This is a genomic window from Ruegeria sp. S84, assembly GCF_056583445.1.
Genome location: NZ_CM152618.1, coordinates 2,874,786 through 2,891,872 on the forward strand (window position 1 = coordinate 2,874,786; position 17,087 = coordinate 2,891,872).

Genomic DNA, 17,087 nt, shown 5'->3' on the forward strand with positions numbered 1-17,087 from the left:
ATCATAAATGGTATGAGCAGAATTGATTTCACAGATCTGGACGGCAAGGTCCTACGGGTGTTCCTGACGATACTCGAAGAAAGCTCGGTGTCGAAAGCTGCCGACCGGTTAGGGGTGACGCAATCGGCCATCAGCCATACGCTGGGCAAGTTGCGGCAAGTGCTGGGCGATCCACTATTTGTCCGATCCGGACAGGGGCTGACCCCGACCGAACGCGCTTTGTCGTTGAAAGAGCCGGTGCAACAGGTGCTGGACAACATGCGCGCCCTGACCGAAGGTCGCCCGTTTGATCCGCTGTCCGAACAGATGGACATTCAGATCGCCACCAACGACATGCCGCGTGAGTTGATCTTTCCCGAACTTCTGCGGGCGACACGCGCCGAAGGCGTCAGGTTGCGGCTGGAGTTCATCCCGTCGGGTGTTCCTGACCCGGACTTGCTGCGCAGCGACCGGTGTCAATTGATGCTCACCCCGCTGCCACCGGATGGGCCGGATATCTTTCAGAAGCGGCTGATCACCAGCCCGTTGTTGGTATTCTATGATGCCGCTCACCGTGATCCGCCTGAGGATTGGCGCTCCTATTGCAATAGCGATCATGTCGAGGTGCGATTTGCCGACGGGCGCAACGCCCGTGCCGTGATGCGTGGCGTGGATCAAAGCCAGATCAGACCGCCCGTCGTAACCCTGCCGCATTTCAACGCAATCCCGCCTTTCGTGAAAGGCAGCGACCTGATCTCGACCGACACGGCACTGATGAAACGCGGGCCGCTTGCCACGCTGGACAGCGCACCACTGCCGTTCAAATGCGAAGCAGTGTCAATCTATATGGTCTGGCACCAACGCTCGGCCAACGACCCGGCACATCGCTGGTTACGGGAACGGATCGACGCGATTGCGGCCTCGCTTCAGACCTGAGAAAGCAACCAGTCGCGCATCTGTTTCACCAACTCCCGCTGACGCGGTTTCTGCGGGGTGACAATGAAAAAGCTCAGATCGTCAACCAGCACCTCAGAGAGTGGCTGCACCAACCGACCCGAAGTCAGTTCCGCAGACACAAGTGGCGCATTGGCCAGCGCAAATCCTTGCCCCGAGACAGCGGCGTCTATCGCCAGGCTTGTCTGGCTGAAACTCATCATCCGTGGCTTCCCTTCGACCCCGGCGCGTTCAAGAAACAAAGGCCACAGACCATGGGAATCGCTGAGCAGAACGTGTTGCATCAGGTCGTCTGGACCAGAAATTTGTGATGCGAGGTCCGGACTGCCCACAACAACGAATTCGGTCGAGAACAAAGGTGTCGCTTGCAGACCGCGCGCAACCGGTGAACGGCTTTGGCGTACCGCGATATCAATTCCATCAGACTGGAAATCCGCCAACCGCTCGCGCGCGTCAACCTGCACCGAGATATCGGGATGGCGGGTCACAAAATCATTCAGACGCGGCACCAGCCATTTTGAGGCAAAGCTGGGCGTGACCGAGATCGTGATCTGCCGCTGATCAGCCAGCTCATCGACAGCCTCTTCAATCAGCCGAAACGCCCGACGCAGCGGCGCGTGGAACCGACGCCCCGCTTCGGTCAGGCGCAACCCACGCGGAAGGCGTTCGAACAGCGCCGTCCCTAGCCGCGCTTCCAAGCCCCGCACCTGTTGCGCAACGGCCCCTTGGGTTACGCCGATTTCTTCCGCAGCAAGACGAAAATTCAGGTGGCGTGCCGAGGCCTCGAAGGCGCGCATCGCGTTGAGAGGTGGAAGAGCGGGCATAGCTAAACTGTAGATTTTCTACAGCCTATGCGCAATAGAACTGATTGGTCAAAGTGAACGCTGCCAGCCATCTTTATACCAAACATCGCAAAGGAGCGTGAAGATGGAAAAAGTAGCTTTGATCACGGCAGGCGGCAGCGGTATGGGCGCGGATTCCGCGCGCAGATTGGCGGCGGATGGTTTCAAAGTCGGCATCCTGTCCTCGTCAGGCAAGGGTGAGGCGCTGGCGCATGAGTTGGGTGGCGTGGGCACCACGGGCTCGAACCAGTCGAATGATGACCTGCAGAAACTGGTCGATGCTGCAATGTCCCATTGGGGTCGGATCGATGTGCTGGTGAACTCAGCCGGGCACGGACCCCGCGCAGCGGTGCTGGAGCTGACCGATGAGGACTGGCACACCGGCATGGATGTCTATTTCATGAATGCCGTCCGACCGACCCGACTGGTGACCCCGATCATGCAAGCGCAGGGCGGTGGATCGATCATCAACATCTCAACCTTTGCTGCGTTTGAACCGGATCCGGTTTTTCCGACCTCGGGCGTATTCCGCGCCGGGCTGGCGGCGTTTACCAAGCTGTTCTCGGACAAATACGCCGCCGACAACATCCGCATGAACAACGTCTTGCCCGGGTTCATCGACAGCCTTCCGGAAAAAGAAGAGTTCCGCACACGCATCCCGATGGGCCGCTACGGGCGCAGCTATGATGAGATCGCCTCGGTCGTGGCTATGCTCGCCTCTGAAGGCGGAGGCTACATAACCGGGCAGAACATCCGCGTCGATGGCGGTATCACCCGGTCTGTCTGAACTCAGAACCGCGCCTTAACAAGATGTGTCAGCGCCGCGCCGGTTTCGAAGAAAGCGCGGCGCAGACCAGTCCAGTTTTCGCTATACTCAGCCACTGACGGAACCGGCAGCAGGGACGGATCGTCCCTGAGCAGGCTTTTGGCCATCAAACGCCCGAACACGGTGCCCGGCCCGATCCCACGCCCCGAAAACCCATGCGCTGCTAACGCATTTGGACCGATCAGAGTGATTTTGGGAATATGATCCGAAGTCATGGCAATCCGCCCATGCCAGCCCTCAATCAACGGCTGATCCGCCAATTGCGGATAAAGTGCAGCCAGTTTGCGCTTGATCCAGGATTTGTGTGCAAATCCTCCGGCGCTGCTTAGATCCCCCATGCCGCCAATGACGAACCGCCCCGTCTGATCCAAACGGAAGGATGTCATGATGAGGCCGGTATCCCAGCATCCTTCTGCCTTCGGCAATATGCTGGCCCGCAGGTTATGGGACAGCGGCGCGGTGGCGTATTGAAAGTAATAAACTGGTACATAGTAGGGTGCGGTATCGGCGATGCCCTGATGATAAGCATTGGTCGCCTGAATGACCGATCTGGCGCGCACGGTTCCGCCATCCCCCTGCAGCACCCAAACCCCGGCTTCCTGTCGTAAAGATCGGACCGGGCTTTGGGTGTATATCTGCGCCCCCGCATTCTGTGCAGCGCGGGCCAGTCCCACCGCATAGCCCAGCGGCTGAATTGTACCCGCGCGGGGGTCAAACAAAGCGCCGTGAACAGCCGGGCTGCCCGTGCACTGGCGCGACGCGTCAGGATCGAGCAACTCGACCGGCGCACCGGACGCGCTCAGCTGTGCGTGACGCTCACGCAGATCACCAAAGCCCGAGGCTGAATGCGCGCAATGCAACGTGCCTTGCCGCTCAGGCTCACAGTCAATCCCGTGCGTTTCAATCAACTCGAACACCTCTGACGGAGCGTTGGCCAGCAGATCGATCAACCGATCCCCCGCCATTTGCCCCAGATGCGACCGAATTTGATCGGGTGGCAGCCAAAGCCCTGCGTTGACGAGACCGACATTCCGCCCCGATCCACCATGGCCGATCTGATGCGCTTCGAGCAGGCACACCGAAGCCCCCGCTTTTGCTGCGGTCAAGGCCGCAGAACACCCAGTGTAACCACCGCCGATCACGGCAAGATCAACGCTTACGTCATCAGAAAGCTTTTGCGTGTCGATACGCTCGCGACAGGTCTGCCGCCATAACGATTGATCATAGTCGCGCATGCCCGGGCCTCGCCAAAGTTTCGCCGATCATCAGGCTGGTCTCAGTTGGTTGCAAGGGCGCGCTGGTCAGCCCGCCCCATGGCGATGAGGAATGGATCCGCCTCCTGCTGCGACTGGAATGACGCCTTGTCGGTCATGCCCCGCCAGCGCCCCAGTGTCAGTGACTGCGCCACCGCGCCGCTCAGCGTTGCACCGGGGCCGGTGATGATGAACAGCTCGGGCGCGAACTCGCGTGCGGCCGTCTGGATCGCATGGGTGAAGTCATAGGTCTCGGTCACCTGATGGCCCAGCGTGTAGTCCCACAACTCACTCGTGTCAGTTGCGCCGGGCCACCAGATTTTGCCACGCCCGTCAATCATCGGGAACTTGGGCTGAGCAAAAAGATCAGAACTCAATTGCGCCCGACCTTCCGCCGCCACCGGGGCCTGCAGCGCCGTATGAAAGGCGGCGTGATTGGCCAGCCGCAATGGGAACCGATCCTGCACGGTGGGGTGTGCCGCCTCAAACGCCGTCAGACCCGCCTCATTGCCTGCCAATATCAGCATCCCGCCCAGATCGATAGAAAGCGCCAGAGAATGATCGCGCAACGCATCTATCCTCGCCACCTCCTCCAGCAATGCGGCTTTGCGGGCAGGATCATTCGCCCATGTCTCATCGACGAATGGGTAAACCAGTTGACCGCCGATCAGGTGCTTCTGCATCAGCGTGCCCATCGTATTGACCACGCGAAACCCGTTCCCAGGGGTCAATGCCCCTGCGGTGGCTAGCGCAATATACCAGCCCATCGAGTTACCAGTGACGGCGACGACTTCAATATCGTTGGCCAATGCCTGCGCATCGGCCAACGCGGCAGCATAGATCAGGGGTGAGGCCACATCGCCGCGCGAGTACTTCCCGACGCTAAAGCGATCAGCCCCATCCAAGGCAGTAATCGCATCCTGTCCGGTTCCGGCGCGAATGGCGTCGAAGCTGCGGAACAAGTCCATACGATCCGAATGATGTTGGTGCAGATAGCCCAGATCAGGCTTGTTATAAGTGCCCCGGCCCGGGCAGATCACAACGGCGGTGCGGGTCATGAGGCTGCTCCTGTCAAAGCCAGCGCTGCGGCAACGATACCGTCTTTCGAAGGAAGAGGTGCGGCATAGGCGGGTCCAGTTGCAATAAAGCAATCCTCGGCCACAACGCGGGCAGTTCGAGTAGAAGAACTTTGTTCGGCGAAGAAAGTCATCAGCGCCTCGGACTGGCTGCCGGTCTTGCGGCATTCGTCGACGATCAAAACATGCGCGCATGTTTTGGTGGCTTCGCGCAAAGCCTCTTCTGGCAGAGGAGCTAGCCAACGCATATCGATAATCCGGGTTTTCAGACCCGCCGCCTCAATTTCTGGCAGGGCCTGTTGCGACAGGTAATGCCCGTTGCCATAGGTCACGATGGCGAGATCGGTACCGTTCCCGTGTACTCCCACCTCGCCCAGCGCAATTTTCTGATCTCGCGCAGGATAGATGGTCATCCACCCGCCATCCTGCGCCGCATGCAGATCGCGCATCGGGTAGAGTGCGATCGGTTCAAGAAACACCACGACCCGCTGCTCTTCGCGCGCCAACCGCACGCATTCGCGCAGCATTTGCACCGCATCCGCCCCGGTCGACGGGCAGGCGATGATGACACCAGGGATATCCCGCAAGACAGCCAGAGAGTTGTCGTTATGGAAATGTCCGCCAAAGCCCTTCTGATATCCGAGCCCAGCAATCCTCAGCACCATCGGGTTGGTGAACTGCCCGTTCGAGAAGAACGGCAAGGTTGCCGCCTCCCCCTGATCTGATCCTCGGCATTGTGCAGATATGCCAGAAACTGGATCTCGGGGATCGGGATGAAACCGTTATGGCCCATACCGATCGCGAGACCCAGAATGGATTGTTCATCCAGCAGGGTATCAATCACCCGGTCCGGACCAAAGCGTTGCTGCAGCTTTTGTGTGACGCCATAGACGCCACCTTTGCGGCCCACATCTTCGCCCATGCAAACGATCTCGGCATGTTTCAACATCAGATCGGTCAGCGCCCAGTTGATCAGGCGGCTGAGCGGCTGCGGCTCCTCCATCGCGCGCATATCTGCGCCAAAGGTCTTCGCACGCGCCTCAGCGCTCGGGCCGTTGGTCGCTTTACAAGGGCGCTTAGGCGGGATCAGGCTTGCCATCACTTCGGTCGCATTGGCAAGATGGGGACGGCTGGCAGCCTCTGTAGCTACACGATCCGTTCGGGTGCAGGTATCGCTGTAGATTTTTAACGCCTGATCCGGCGACAATGCACCCGCCTGATCCAGCAGTCGTACGGTGTGCAAAAGCGGATCATTGGCCTCATCCGCCTCAACCTCAGTTTTCGGCAGATAGGTCGTGGGCACATCCGCCCCGGCATGGCCATAAAGCCGCACGGTTCTGAGATGCAGGAAGGCCGGTTTCCTGCGCTTGCGGACATAATCTGCAGCCTCTTTCGCGACCGCATGGGTTTCATAAATGTCCAACCCATTGGCCTGAAAATACTTGATCCCCGGACGATGCTCCATCGACGCCTGAATCCAGCCCTTGGGCGTTTTGACCGAAATCCCGATCCCGTTGTCTTCACACACGAACAGCAGCGGCAGCGGCGTCGATTGCACACTGGTCCAGCCTGCCGTGTTGATCGCCCCCTGCGCGGTTGAGTGATTGGCCGAGGCATCCCCAAATGAACACATCGCAATCCCGTCTTCCGGCAACACGCGATGTTCGGGCGCATGTCGCCGGGCTGCCCCCAGCGCATAAGCCGCACCAACGGCTTTGGGCAAATGGCTGGCGATGGTCGAGGTCTGCGGCGGGATCATCAGCGCCCTTGATCCCAACACCTTGTGCCGCCCGCCCGAGGTCGGGTCCTCTTTCGAGCACGCAAAGCTAAGCAGCATATCCCACGCGATCTGCTGGCCCGGCACCTGTTCGGCACGCGCGATCTGAAACGCAGCATCCCGGTAATGCAGAAAGGCAATATCGCTTGGGCGCAATGCGTGCGCGACGGCGGCCATCCCTTCGTGGCCAGATGAGCCGATGGTGTAGAACCCCTGCCCTGCCTTCTGCATCGCCCGGCTGGTCCGATCCAACGCGCGGCTGAGAACTTGCGACCGGAATAGCGAAACGGCTTCAGCATCGCCCAGACCGACGCGCGGCGGGGCTCCGTCGGGAAAATCACGATTTGCGACACGGGTCAGGAAATTCTCATGTACGATCTGGGCGCGGTCCATGTCTCTCGCTTTTGTCTTGTTGGTGTCATCGGCCTTGGGGAACCTCTGCGCGGGTGCGACCCGCTTGCTGATTTGTCCCGCGCTCCGACGTGAATTTCAAGATCGCGGATGGCGCGGCACCCTCTCGGCCACAAAGGTGATGTGGCGCACCAGTCATCGCTCTGGCGGCAGGAAAAAACCAGTGCTATTGCGTTCAATAGGTATGAGGAATTGTCATATGATTGCACCCCGCCGTTTCTTGCCTTCAATCTCGTCCTTGCTTGCGCTTGAAGCCGTAGATCGGCTGGGCAGCGCATCTGCTGCTGCAGCTGAGCTGTCCTTGACACAAAGCGCGATCAGCCGGCAATTGAAGACGATGGAGGATCAGCTGGGAGTCCAGTTGATCGAGCGTAGCCAGATGCGGCTGCACCTGACGCCTGCAGCCAAAGTCTATGTGCAAACCGCAAGGTCTGCTGTTCAGAATCTGGCGCAGGCCGCACTGAAACTCAAAGCCAATCCGGCGGGCGGGTCACTTGACCTGTCGATCCTTCCAGCGTTCGGCATGCACTGGCTGGCACCCCGCCTGCAGCATTTTGCGCGACGTCATCCCGAGGTTACTGTCAATCTGGGGACCCGCCTCAAACCGTTTGATTTTACGACTGAGCCATTTGATGCCGCGATCCATTTCGGTCAGCAGGATTGGGCGGGCGTTCAGTATCTGCCGATCATGCGGGAAGAGGTCCTGCCGGTCTGCGCCCCTGCCCTTACCGCCTTCAATTTCAGTAACTTGGATGCTCTCCGCGCCGCGCCACTGCTGCATCTGGAGTCGCGTCCGGATGCCTGGGAGCGCTGGTTTGAGATACAGGGCCAGCCCGTCACCGGCCTACGGGGAATGCTGTTCGATCAGTTTTCGACCATGATTCAGGCCACGATTCATGGGTTGGGCGTGGCTCTGTTACCGTCATATCTGGTGCAGGATGATTTGCGCACCGGGCGGCTTGTCCAGGCATGGGACGGGCCGCGCGTGAGCCTTGGCAGCTATTATCTGGTCTGGCCGAATGACCGCTCGATGCCCGAGCCTCTACGGTCTTTCCAAGCCTGGATCAGTGAACAGATTGGGGCAGACGCCCACGCCTAACGCGGCCTTAGAACTTGCCGTTGTCATTTTTCCATTCGCTGCGTGGTGCAATGGACTCAACCGTATCCCAGTGTTCGACGATCTTGCCATCTGCAACGCGGTACAGATCATAAAATGCGCTGTGAGTGCCCTGATATTCACCTTCGCACACGGTCAGTACAAAATCCCCTTCCGCCAATACCCGATGCAGATGCTGATAGTTTAAGGCGTTCCTATCGGCCAATGCGGTCCTCAAGGCAGTCAAGTCATCCGAGAGCTGCGGGCTGTGTTCTACGAAAGCGGAAGTATTGATACAGGCCTCTATCTGGTCGAGATCCCCGGCAATCAACGCGGTTTCGACGAAGGCGCGAACAAAGGCCCGGTTTTCCTCGGTTTGCTCGACATCCCGAACTTCGGTCGGACCATCCACCATACTGTGATCCGAGCCGTTTGGCCCCATCCGTTTCTGGATATTGTCCCAATGCTCTACCGCTTGCCCGTCTTCGAACCGGAACACTTCGAAGCCGATATTCCGCCTTGAGAAATCATATTCCGTATGCGCGAAGACAAAATCGCCGTCTTCAAAGGCGCGTACGATATTCACGCGCGGTGAGGTCTGGGACAGCCGTTTGAACAGGGATGCAAGCCCTTCGCTGCCTTCATGGGTTTGCGGATTGTGCTGGATGTATCGTGCTTCATTTACCACCGAAACCGGACCCGGATCGCCCGTTTCGATGCTTTTGAGCAGGGCAGATATGCGATCTTTGTTGGACTTCTCCATACCGGGTTCCCTTCAGGTCTGACTACTCCGTGATCACAATGGCAGGCGACGTGTCAGGCATCAACGCCAGCAACAGCCAAACCCTGCGCGGCCTTCGGCCTTGCGTCCTGCGGACGGCAGGGGGCCAGGCAGGCGCGGGCTGCGTCCGCGCCTGCCTGGCCCAACGGGAGGAGACGTTCCGTAAGGAATGTGGACGACGGGCGGGAGTGTTTTGGTTCAGACGTCCAGCGAACGGGCGATGAGCTCTTTCATGACTTCATTCGTCCCGCCATAGATCATTTGGACCCGCGCATCCGCATAGAGCCGCGCGATTGGGTATTCCATCATGAACCCATAGCCGCCGAACAGTTGCAGGCATTCGTGCATCACTTCGTTCTGCACCTCAGAGCCCCAGTATTTCACCATCGAGGCCGTCGCAGCATCCAATTCACCGGCCTCCAGTTTTCCAATGCAGTCATTGACGAAACTGCGCAGCACCTCGGCCTTGGTTTTACACTCGGCCAACTTGAAACGTGTGTTCTGGAAGTCCATCACCCGTTGTCCGAACGCCTTGCGCTCCTGCACGTAGTCCACCGTCTGCGATATGGCGAAATCGATCGCGCCCAGCGCCATGATCCCGATGGTCAGCCGCTCCCACGGCAACTGCTTCATCAGTTGATAGAACCCCTGCCCCTCTTCCGGGCCCAGCAGGTTGGTCATTGGCACCTTAACGTCTTCAAAGAACAGCTCAGCCGTATCGTTGCCCTTCATTCCCAGTTTCTTGAGGTTCCGCCCCCTCCGGAATCCGTCAGCCCCGTCGGTTTCGACCGCAATCAGAGAGACCCCCTTCGCCCCTAACGACTTGTCAGTTTTGGCAGCCACGATAACCAGATCAGCCGATTGCCCGTTGGTGATAAATATCTTGGACCCGTTGAGCCGATAAGAATTGCCATCCTTCTCAGCGGTCGTCTTCACCGCTTGCACATCCGATCCCGTGCCCGGCTCGGTCATGGCCAGCGCGCCGATCATCTCACCCGAGGCCAGTTTCGGCAGCCACTTCTGTTTCTGACCCTCACTGCCATAAGCGGTGATGTAGTGGGTCACGATAGACTGGATGCCATATCCCCATCCTGCGTCCCCGCGCGCAGTCTGCTCATACAAAGTAACGGAATCGAAACCCATCCCGCCGCCGACGCCACCATATTCCTCAGCAATCGAACCGGCCATCAGACCCGTCTCTCCCGCCTGCAACCAAAAGGTACGATCAACCGCCCCGTTCTCGGCCCATTTCTCGGTATTGGGTACCAAGGCATCATCCATGAACCGGCCCGCCATTTCAGCAAACATTCGGTGTTCGTCAGTAACCCAGGCGGCGGTGCTGGTAAAAAGCGACATCAAATAGCTCTCCAGATCAGGTGTTTGCCCAAAACTAGCCGGGTGTGTGATTCCTTCCAATCCATGTGACGTGGCGTCCAGGACAGATGCTACGCAACGTCCTTGGCACCGTTGCCGAATTTGGGGCCAAACGTTCACATCTGTGTTCCCACGCCTGACAGAGCAGGCCATCATCGACCATATTGCGCATACGCCCCGGACGACGTAGGAGACAGCATAATGCCCCGCGCCTTTTCTGAACTGACCTTCACACCTGCCGTTCGCGCCCATCAAGAGCGGATGGTATCCGCCGCGACCTACGCGAAATTCCTGAGCCGAGGACCAAAACAGGGCCACCAAATCGGACCGACCGAAGAGGCGTTCATTCGCGCCCGCGACGGGTTCTATCAGGCCACCGTCTCAGAAACCGGCTGGCCTTATGTGTAGTTTCGCGGTGGGCCGATAGGGTTTCTGAAAGTGCTGGACCCGCACACCATCGGCTATGCGGACCTGTCTGGTAACAAACAATATATCTCGCGCGGCAACCTGGATGGGAATGACCGCGTGGCACTGATATTAATGGACTACGCGAACCAGCGCCGCCTCAAGATACTTGGCCAGATGACATTCTCGGAAGGTGCCGCAGCAGCGGCTGATCTTTACACCAAAGGCTCCGAGACCGAGGCAGAACGTGCCGCAATCATCAGGGTTGAAGCGCTTGACTGGAATTGCCCCCGCCACATCACGCCGCGCTTTACCGAGACCGAACTTCGGCCACATCTGAATAATCTGGGTCGGCAACTGGCTGCTCTGCAAGCAGAAAACCAGCGTTTACAGCAGGAATTGGCTGAGCTCAAAGCTGCTGGCGATATACGAAGATGAAATCCGCGCCAGTTCAGATTTGAAACGAATGGCACGCGATCTCTATGGATCTGGGCAGCAAATTGTGACGCAGGGTTGCCCTTTGGCCCAAGCTTTGCTTTGTCCTTTCTAAACATCACGACCTGCCGTCCGCTCGAGGCAGGGGCGGATAATAGAGAGGATCATCACATGGCAAAAGTTGCGTTCCTTGGCCTAGGCGTCATGGGCTACCCGATGGCCGGGCATCTTCAGGCTGCCGGCCACGAAGTCACCGTCTACAACCGCACCGCATCCAAGGCCGAGGCTTGGGTCGCCCAGCATGGTGGCGCGATGGCTCTGACACCGCGGCAAGCCGCAGAAGGGGCAGAGTTCGTGATGGCCTGCGTTGGCAATGACGATGATCTGCGTATGGTTTGCACAGGTAAAGATGGCGCCTTTCACGGAATGGCCAAGGGTGCGGTATTTGTTGATCACACCACCGTCTCGGCCAAGGTCACGCGCGAGTTGTACGAGGCTGGCAAGACACAGGGGGTTGCTTTTGTAGACGCCCCGATCTCGGGCGGTCAGGCGGGAGCCGAAAATGGTGTGCTATCGATCATGTGCGGCGGTGACATGGACGCTTATCGTGCTGCTGAGCCGGTCATGCAGGTCTATTCCAAAATCTGCCGCCGCATTGGAGACAGCGGCGCGGGTCAAATGACCAAAATGTGCAACCAGATCGCGATTGCAGGGCTGGTGCAGGGCCTGAGCGAAGCATTACATTTTGCCGAAAAGGCCGGGCTGGATGGTCGGGCTGTGGTCGAGGTGATTAGCCAAGGCGCGGCGGGCAGTTGGCAGATGGCGAACCGGTATGAGACCATGCTCGATGACCATTTTGAGCATGGCTTTGCAGTCGACTGGATGCGCAAGGATCTGGGAATCTGTCTGGATACCGCCAATGAGACCGGGGCTTCACTGCCAGTGACGGCGCTGGTCGACCAGTTCTACAAAGACGTGCAGAAACTTGGCGGGGGCCGGTGGGATACGTCCTCGTTGTTCAAACGGTTGCGAGCACTGGACTGAGCAAAGGGGGGCTGTCTGCCCCATCGCGCAAGGGCGCGACTCCGCCCGAAGATATTTTTGGCCAGATGAAGAGGATCACCGTGGCAGTTGCAAGAGATAGCGCATGAGCGACATGAACACTTTCTGGGCTGGTCGCCTGCGTGAACACTGGGGTCTGGACGCCCGTCTGACGCGTCTGGATGGGGAGTACGACCTCAACTTTGTGGTCAAAGCCACCAACGGGCAGGATTATGTGCTCAAGGTGATGCGCGCGGGGTGCGATGCGGCATTAGTCGATCTGCAGATCAAGGCGCTGGGACATCTCAGCGCGGCAGCGCCCGGATTGCCCTTTCCTGCCGTTTATCCCGATTTGAACGGGATGATGTTGCCCGAGATTGCCGACGCGCATGGGCAACCGCGACTGGTCTGGCTGCAGGAACGACTGCCGGGGGCATGCTATGCAAGCAGCGCGCCCAAGACCGAAGACCTGATACTAAAACTGGGCCGTGTTCTGGGCGCAACCGACCGGGCGCTGGAGGGGTTCACCCATGAGGGTTTGCAGCGCGCCGATTTCAAATGGGATTTGACGCGGGCGAGTTGGATCGTCGACCAACTAGAGGCCATCTCTGATCCGGCACGACGCGCGCGCGTTCAACAAATCGCTGAGGATTTTGAGGCGATCTCTGATCAACTGGGTGCATTGCCAAAGCAGGCGATTCACAATGATGCCAATGATTACAATATCCTTGTTGAAGGCAATCTGGGCGAACGACGCAGCATCTCGGGTCTGATCGATCTTGGCGACATGTGCGCGGCGCCGCGCGTTTGCGATCTGGCTATTGCCGGGGCCTATGTCGTTCTGGACCACCCTAAACCCGAGCGCGCATTGGCTGCGCTGGTACGCGGGTATCACGCCGCCAATCGGTTACGCCCGGATGAGATCGACCTGATCTGGCCTTTGTTGCAAGCACGGTTGGCGGTGTCCGTGGTGAATTCGACGCTGATGGCGATTGAGAACCCGGATGATCCGTATGTCACGATCAGCCAGGCCCCAGCGTGGCGATTGATTGAAAATGAGGCAATCAATGGCGCACTCATGCCCGCCCTATTGCGCGCAGCGTGTGGCTTGCCGGTTGTGAACGGAGCCGAGCGCATTCACGCCTACCTGTCCGGCCATCGCGGACAATTCGCGCAGATGTTCGGGCAGAATCTGAGCGACGCACCGATGGGCTCACTGTCGGTGGAAAACTCAACCTGGCCTCAAAACCCGTTCCACATGCCGCTGGACGAGGCGGCGCGGGTTGGTGAGGAGTTTGGGGATGATCCCTGGCTTGGGTATTACAGCGAGCCACGCCTGATCTATGCTGAGCCGGGGTTTCGCAAGGGACCGTGGAAAGCGTCGGATCGGCGCACAGTGCATCTGGCCGTGGATGTGTTTGCACCCGCCGGAACAGTGCTGCATGCACCTCTCAGCGGTCGGGTCGAAGCGGTTGAAAACAGGGACGCGCATCTCGACTATGGCGGGGTTGTGATCCTGCACCACGAAACGCCCGAAGGGGATGCATTCTACACGCTTTATGGCCATCTGGACCCTGAGGTGAGTGAGCGTTTGAAACCGGGTGACCCGGTGGCTCAGGGTGCAGCTTTTGCCCGTCTGGGCGATGCCAGTCAGAATGGCGGATGGGCCCCGCATGTGCATTTCCAACTGGCGCTGACGACCGACGGTATGCAGGCCGACTGGCCGGGCGTAGCGGATCCTGATGAGCTCGAGCTTTGGCACGCGGTCTGCCCCAACCCCGCAGCACTGTTGAACTTGCCTGATGAAAAGGTTTTCTATCGACCAACCGACAAGCAGGCGATCCTACAGGACAGGCGCGAACACTTCGGCGGCAATGTCAGCCTGACATACGACGACCCGGTCATGCTGGTGCGTGGCTGGAGGCATCACCTGTTCGATGAATGGGGGCGACCCTATCTGGATGCCTACAACAACGTTCCGCATGTAGGCCATGCGCATCCGCGTATTCAGGCGGTTGCAGCGGATCAGCTGAAGCGCATGAATTCGAACACGCGCTATCTGCACCCGGCGCAAACCGCCTTTGCCGACAAGGTATTGTCGAAACTGCCGGATCACCTTGAGGTCTGTTTCTTCGTCAACTCAGGGACTGAGGCCAACGAATTGGCTCTGCGTCTGGCGCGCGCGCATACCGGGGCAAAAGGGATCGTGACGCCCGATCACGGCTATCACGGCAACACAAACGCTGCGGTGGCGATCTCGGCCTACAAATTCAACAAACCTGGCGGTATTGGGCAGGCAGATTGGGTGGAACTGGTTGAGGTCGCGGATGACTATCGCGGCTCGTTCCGGCGTGATGACCCCGAGCGTGCCCGGAAGTTTGCTGACCTGATTGATCCGGCGATTTCGGCATTGCAGGCAAAAGGGCAAGGCCTAGCCGGGTTCATCGCTGAAACATTCCCCTCGGTCGGGGGACAGATCATTCCACCAAAAGGCTATCTGTCTGCGGTCTATGAAAAAATCCGCGCCGCCGGAGGGGTCTGCATTGCCGATGAAGTCCAGACCGGCCTCGGGCGCCTGGGCGACTATTACTTCGGCTTTGAACATCAGGGCGCGCTGCCTGACATAGTGGTAATGGGGAAGCCCATCGGCAACGGCCACCCGCTGGGTGTGCTGGTCACTACCAAAGAGATCGCCGAAAGCTTCGACAACGGGATCGAGTTTTTCTCGACCTTCGGAGGATCGACCCTGTCTTGCCGGATCGGAAAAGAGGTGTTGGACATCGTCGACGATGAAGGCCTTCAAGAGAACGCCCGTGTGATGGGGGCTCGTCTGATGGACGGCCTCCGAAAGATCGAAGCGGACTTTGCCTGCGTTGGCGATGTACGCGGCATGGGTCTGTTTTTAGGGGTGGAACTGGTCAATCCTGACGGTTCGGAAAGCGGTGAGATTTGCAGCTACGTCAAGAATCGGATGCGCGATCATCGCATTCTGATCGGTAGCGAGGGACCCAAGGACAATATCCTGAAAATCCGGCCACCGCTAACCATCGAAGCAGAGGACGTCGACATGATTCTTTGGGCGCTGCGGGAGGTTCTTGGCGAAGTGGGTGACTACAGCCCTGCCCCCATGTGCGATCACGATCATCATCATGCGGGCTGCGGCTGCTGCTAAGAAACACAAAACCCCAGCGAAATTGCTGGGGTTTTGTCGCCGTCGATCAGTGGAGCACTGAATGTGGGGGGTGGTGCCCGGTCGTCGGCAAAGGGATCGAAACGGTCATCCGGCGTAACGCCAAGCCCAGTTCCTCGGACAATGAGGCCAGTGCCGGGGCGAAATCGGGCCGTACGATCAGCGAGGCCATCATCATTGCATCTTCACGCGCCCCTTCAGAGGCGGCACCGATCATCTGGGCAAAACAATTCTCATCAGCGCCCAGACATGCACATCCCAGCCCATGACGCACCAGCGGACGGCGACCGTGATGTGCACAAAGTGAACACAGCCGGTCCAGCGTCAGCATCGTGGCGCGTCCCTGATCTGCACCCAGCGCGATGTCAAAATCGCTTGCGGCATTTGCCCGGCCTTCGACCCCATCACCCCAAAGCCGCAGATACATGACGGCTCCGGCCTCAATGGGGTTCAGGTCAGCCAGACGGCCAACAGCCGCCCCGCCACGCGAAGAAGGTGCGCTCATTTTGTCAGGATCAGTTTGCCTGCGCGGGTGATACGCAGCGTATAAAGCTGATCGCCCAGCTCGATATGGGCCAAATTGCCGCCATTGGTGAGGTCTTCCGCCTTGTGGGCCGGAAGCATCGAAACAGCGTAGCTAAGGGTCGAGGTAGGGGTTTGCGCGTTCATTGGGGCATCTCCAGAGCATCTGTGGCACTTGGCCTTGTCTGTCTTCGTTTCGCTTGATCTGGCTGACCCTGTTTTGGGCTGGCTATCTGTTCGTGTGATTAATCTGATAAAAATAGTAAGGTTTGTCAAGCTGCTGTTTTTTCAATCACTCCCACGGGTCTCTATTGCGCCGTCGCACAGCACGACCTAGGCATTGGACATCAACAAACAAAGGCGGATTCGCAGATGGCAGCAGTTGTCGTATTTGACTTGGATGGCACCCTGATAGACAGCCTTGCCGACCTTGCAGCTGCGGTAAACCGAATGCTGCACGATCAGGGGCACCCCGCCTTGCCTCAGGATACGATCCGGGGATTCGTCGGGAACGGATTACCCAAGCTGGTCGAGCGGGCGATGACGCATTGCGGGCTGGAGCCAACGCTTCACAAGGACCTGACACTGCTTACTCTGAAGCACTACAATGCAGGCGCCTGCGATCAGACCGTAGTTTATCCCGGCGTGATCCAGGCGCTGGATGAGCTTCGCGATATGGGCTGTGCGCTTGGGGTCTGCACCAACAAACCCGAAGCCCCTGCCCGGCATGTGCTGGGCGAACTTGGCCTGCTACCCTATTTCAACACGGTCTTTGGTGGAGACACGCTGGATATACGCAAACCCGATCCAGAGCACTTGCACGCCTGTTTCAAGACCCTTCAAGCCGCAGGCCCACAGATCTTCGTTGGCGACAGTGAGGTTGATGCCGAAACTGCGCAACGGGCTCAGGTCCCGTTTTTGCTGTTTGAACAGGGATATCGAAAGTCGCCGGTTTCGGACATGCCGCACACGCTCAGCTATGATAACAGTACCGCACTGCCTGCACTTGTTCGGAAAATCCTGACGCAGGCATAGACCCCAAAAAAGGTCGAGGGGCCGGCCAAGGGGGTAAGAAGCCAGCCCCTCATCGGGGGAAATTAGTGAAAGTGGATTGGGCGCACTGGC

The 17,087-nt window shown here is 58.7% G+C and carries 15 protein-coding genes and 1 pseudogene; 8 read left to right on the plus strand and 8 right to left on the minus strand.

From position 1 onward, the window contains the following. Positions 1-12: 12 nt before the first annotated feature. A complete protein-coding gene (locus tag AC1DFB_RS14500; RefSeq protein ID WP_170625434.1) occupies positions 13-915 on the plus strand; it encodes a LysR family transcriptional regulator in 903 nt (300 codons plus the stop codon). Here the strand turns inward: AC1DFB_RS14500 and AC1DFB_RS14505 are convergent. After that, a complete protein-coding gene (locus tag AC1DFB_RS14505) occupies positions 906-1,757 on the minus strand; it encodes a LysR substrate-binding domain-containing protein (RefSeq protein ID WP_170514539.1) in 852 nt (283 codons plus the stop codon). The genes AC1DFB_RS14500 and AC1DFB_RS14505 overlap by 10 nt on opposite strands. A gap of 103 nt (positions 1,758-1,860) precedes the next feature. Here AC1DFB_RS14505 and AC1DFB_RS14510 point away from each other — a divergent pair, with 103 nt between their 5' ends. Then, a complete protein-coding gene (locus tag AC1DFB_RS14510; RefSeq protein WP_480921545.1) occupies positions 1,861-2,562 on the plus strand; it encodes an SDR family oxidoreductase in 702 nt (233 codons plus the stop codon). Positions 2,563-2,564: 2 nt separating this feature from the next. Here the strand turns inward: AC1DFB_RS14510 and AC1DFB_RS14515 are convergent, their stop codons facing one another. From AC1DFB_RS14515 to AC1DFB_RS14525, 3 genes and pseudogenes are all read right to left on the minus strand, one after another. Next, complete coding sequence (locus AC1DFB_RS14515) at positions 2,565-3,836, minus strand: NAD(P)/FAD-dependent oxidoreductase (RefSeq protein ID WP_480921546.1); 1,272 nt, start codon at positions 3,834-3,836, stop codon at positions 2,565-2,567. A gap of 41 nt (positions 3,837-3,877) precedes the next feature. Next, entirely contained in the window at positions 3,878-4,912 is a 1,035-nt protein-coding gene (locus AC1DFB_RS14520; protein ID WP_480921547.1) for an ACP S-malonyltransferase, read from the minus strand. Beyond that, positions 4,909-7,100: pseudogene (locus AC1DFB_RS14525) on the minus strand (dehydrogenase E1 component subunit alpha/beta). Before AC1DFB_RS14525 ends, AC1DFB_RS14520 begins: the two are co-directional and overlap by 4 nt. A gap of 217 nt (positions 7,101-7,317) precedes the next feature. Here AC1DFB_RS14525 and AC1DFB_RS14530 point away from each other — a divergent pair. Then, positions 7,318-8,217, plus strand: coding sequence for a LysR substrate-binding domain-containing protein (locus tag AC1DFB_RS14530; protein ID WP_170595154.1), 900 nt, complete (start codon positions 7,318-7,320; stop codon positions 8,215-8,217). Positions 8,218-8,224: 7 nt separating this feature from the next. On the opposite strand, the gene AC1DFB_RS14535 is transcribed toward AC1DFB_RS14530, so the two are convergent. Next, positions 8,225-8,977 carry a nuclear transport factor 2 family protein gene (locus AC1DFB_RS14535; RefSeq protein WP_480921548.1) on the minus strand — a complete coding sequence of 251 codons (753 nt, stop codon included), beginning with the start codon at positions 8,975-8,977 and terminating at the stop codon, positions 8,225-8,227. A 216-nt stretch (positions 8,978-9,193) separates the two neighbouring features. Next, positions 9,194-10,351 (minus strand): acyl-CoA dehydrogenase family protein, encoded by a 1,158-nt coding sequence (locus AC1DFB_RS14540; RefSeq protein WP_480921549.1) that lies wholly within the window; start codon positions 10,349-10,351, stop codon positions 9,194-9,196. A gap of 219 nt (positions 10,352-10,570) precedes the next feature. Here AC1DFB_RS14540 and AC1DFB_RS14545 point away from each other — a divergent pair, with 219 nt between their 5' ends. The 4 genes from AC1DFB_RS14545 to AC1DFB_RS14560 all read left to right on the plus strand — a co-directional run bounded on the left by AC1DFB_RS14545 (position 10,571) and on the right by AC1DFB_RS14560 (position 15,422). Continuing rightward, on the plus strand, positions 10,571-10,777 hold the full coding sequence (locus AC1DFB_RS14545) for a hypothetical protein (protein ID WP_480921550.1): 207 nt from the start codon (positions 10,571-10,573) through the stop codon (positions 10,775-10,777). A gap of 30 nt (positions 10,778-10,807) precedes the next feature. Next, complete coding sequence (locus AC1DFB_RS14550; protein ID WP_480921551.1) at positions 10,808-11,212, plus strand: pyridoxamine 5'-phosphate oxidase family protein; 405 nt, start codon at positions 10,808-10,810, stop codon at positions 11,210-11,212. Between the two features lie 168 nt (positions 11,213-11,380). Further along, positions 11,381-12,253, plus strand: coding sequence for an NAD(P)-dependent oxidoreductase (locus AC1DFB_RS14555; protein ID WP_480921552.1), 873 nt, complete (start codon positions 11,381-11,383; stop codon positions 12,251-12,253). Between the two features lie 103 nt (positions 12,254-12,356). Next, positions 12,357-15,422 (plus strand): aminotransferase class III-fold pyridoxal phosphate-dependent enzyme, encoded by a 3,066-nt coding sequence (locus AC1DFB_RS14560; protein WP_480921553.1) that lies wholly within the window; start codon positions 12,357-12,359, stop codon positions 15,420-15,422. Between the two features lie 46 nt (positions 15,423-15,468). Here AC1DFB_RS14560 and AC1DFB_RS14565 read toward each other — a convergent pair whose 3' ends face one another. After that, positions 15,469-15,945: a hypothetical protein gene (locus AC1DFB_RS14565; protein WP_170408198.1), complete on the minus strand. Its 477-nt coding sequence runs from the start codon at positions 15,943-15,945 to the stop codon at positions 15,469-15,471. Beyond that, positions 15,942-16,109 (minus strand): hemin uptake protein HemP, encoded by a 168-nt coding sequence (gene hemP / locus AC1DFB_RS14570; RefSeq protein WP_170398358.1) that lies wholly within the window; start codon positions 16,107-16,109, stop codon positions 15,942-15,944. Before hemP ends, AC1DFB_RS14565 begins: the two co-directional genes overlap by 4 nt. Before the next feature lie 225 nt (positions 16,110-16,334). Here hemP and gph point away from each other — a divergent pair, with 225 nt between their 5' ends. Beyond that, a complete protein-coding gene (gene gph, locus AC1DFB_RS14575; RefSeq protein WP_480921554.1) occupies positions 16,335-16,997 on the plus strand; it encodes a phosphoglycolate phosphatase in 663 nt (220 codons plus the stop codon). Positions 16,998-17,087: the final 90 nt, after the last annotated feature.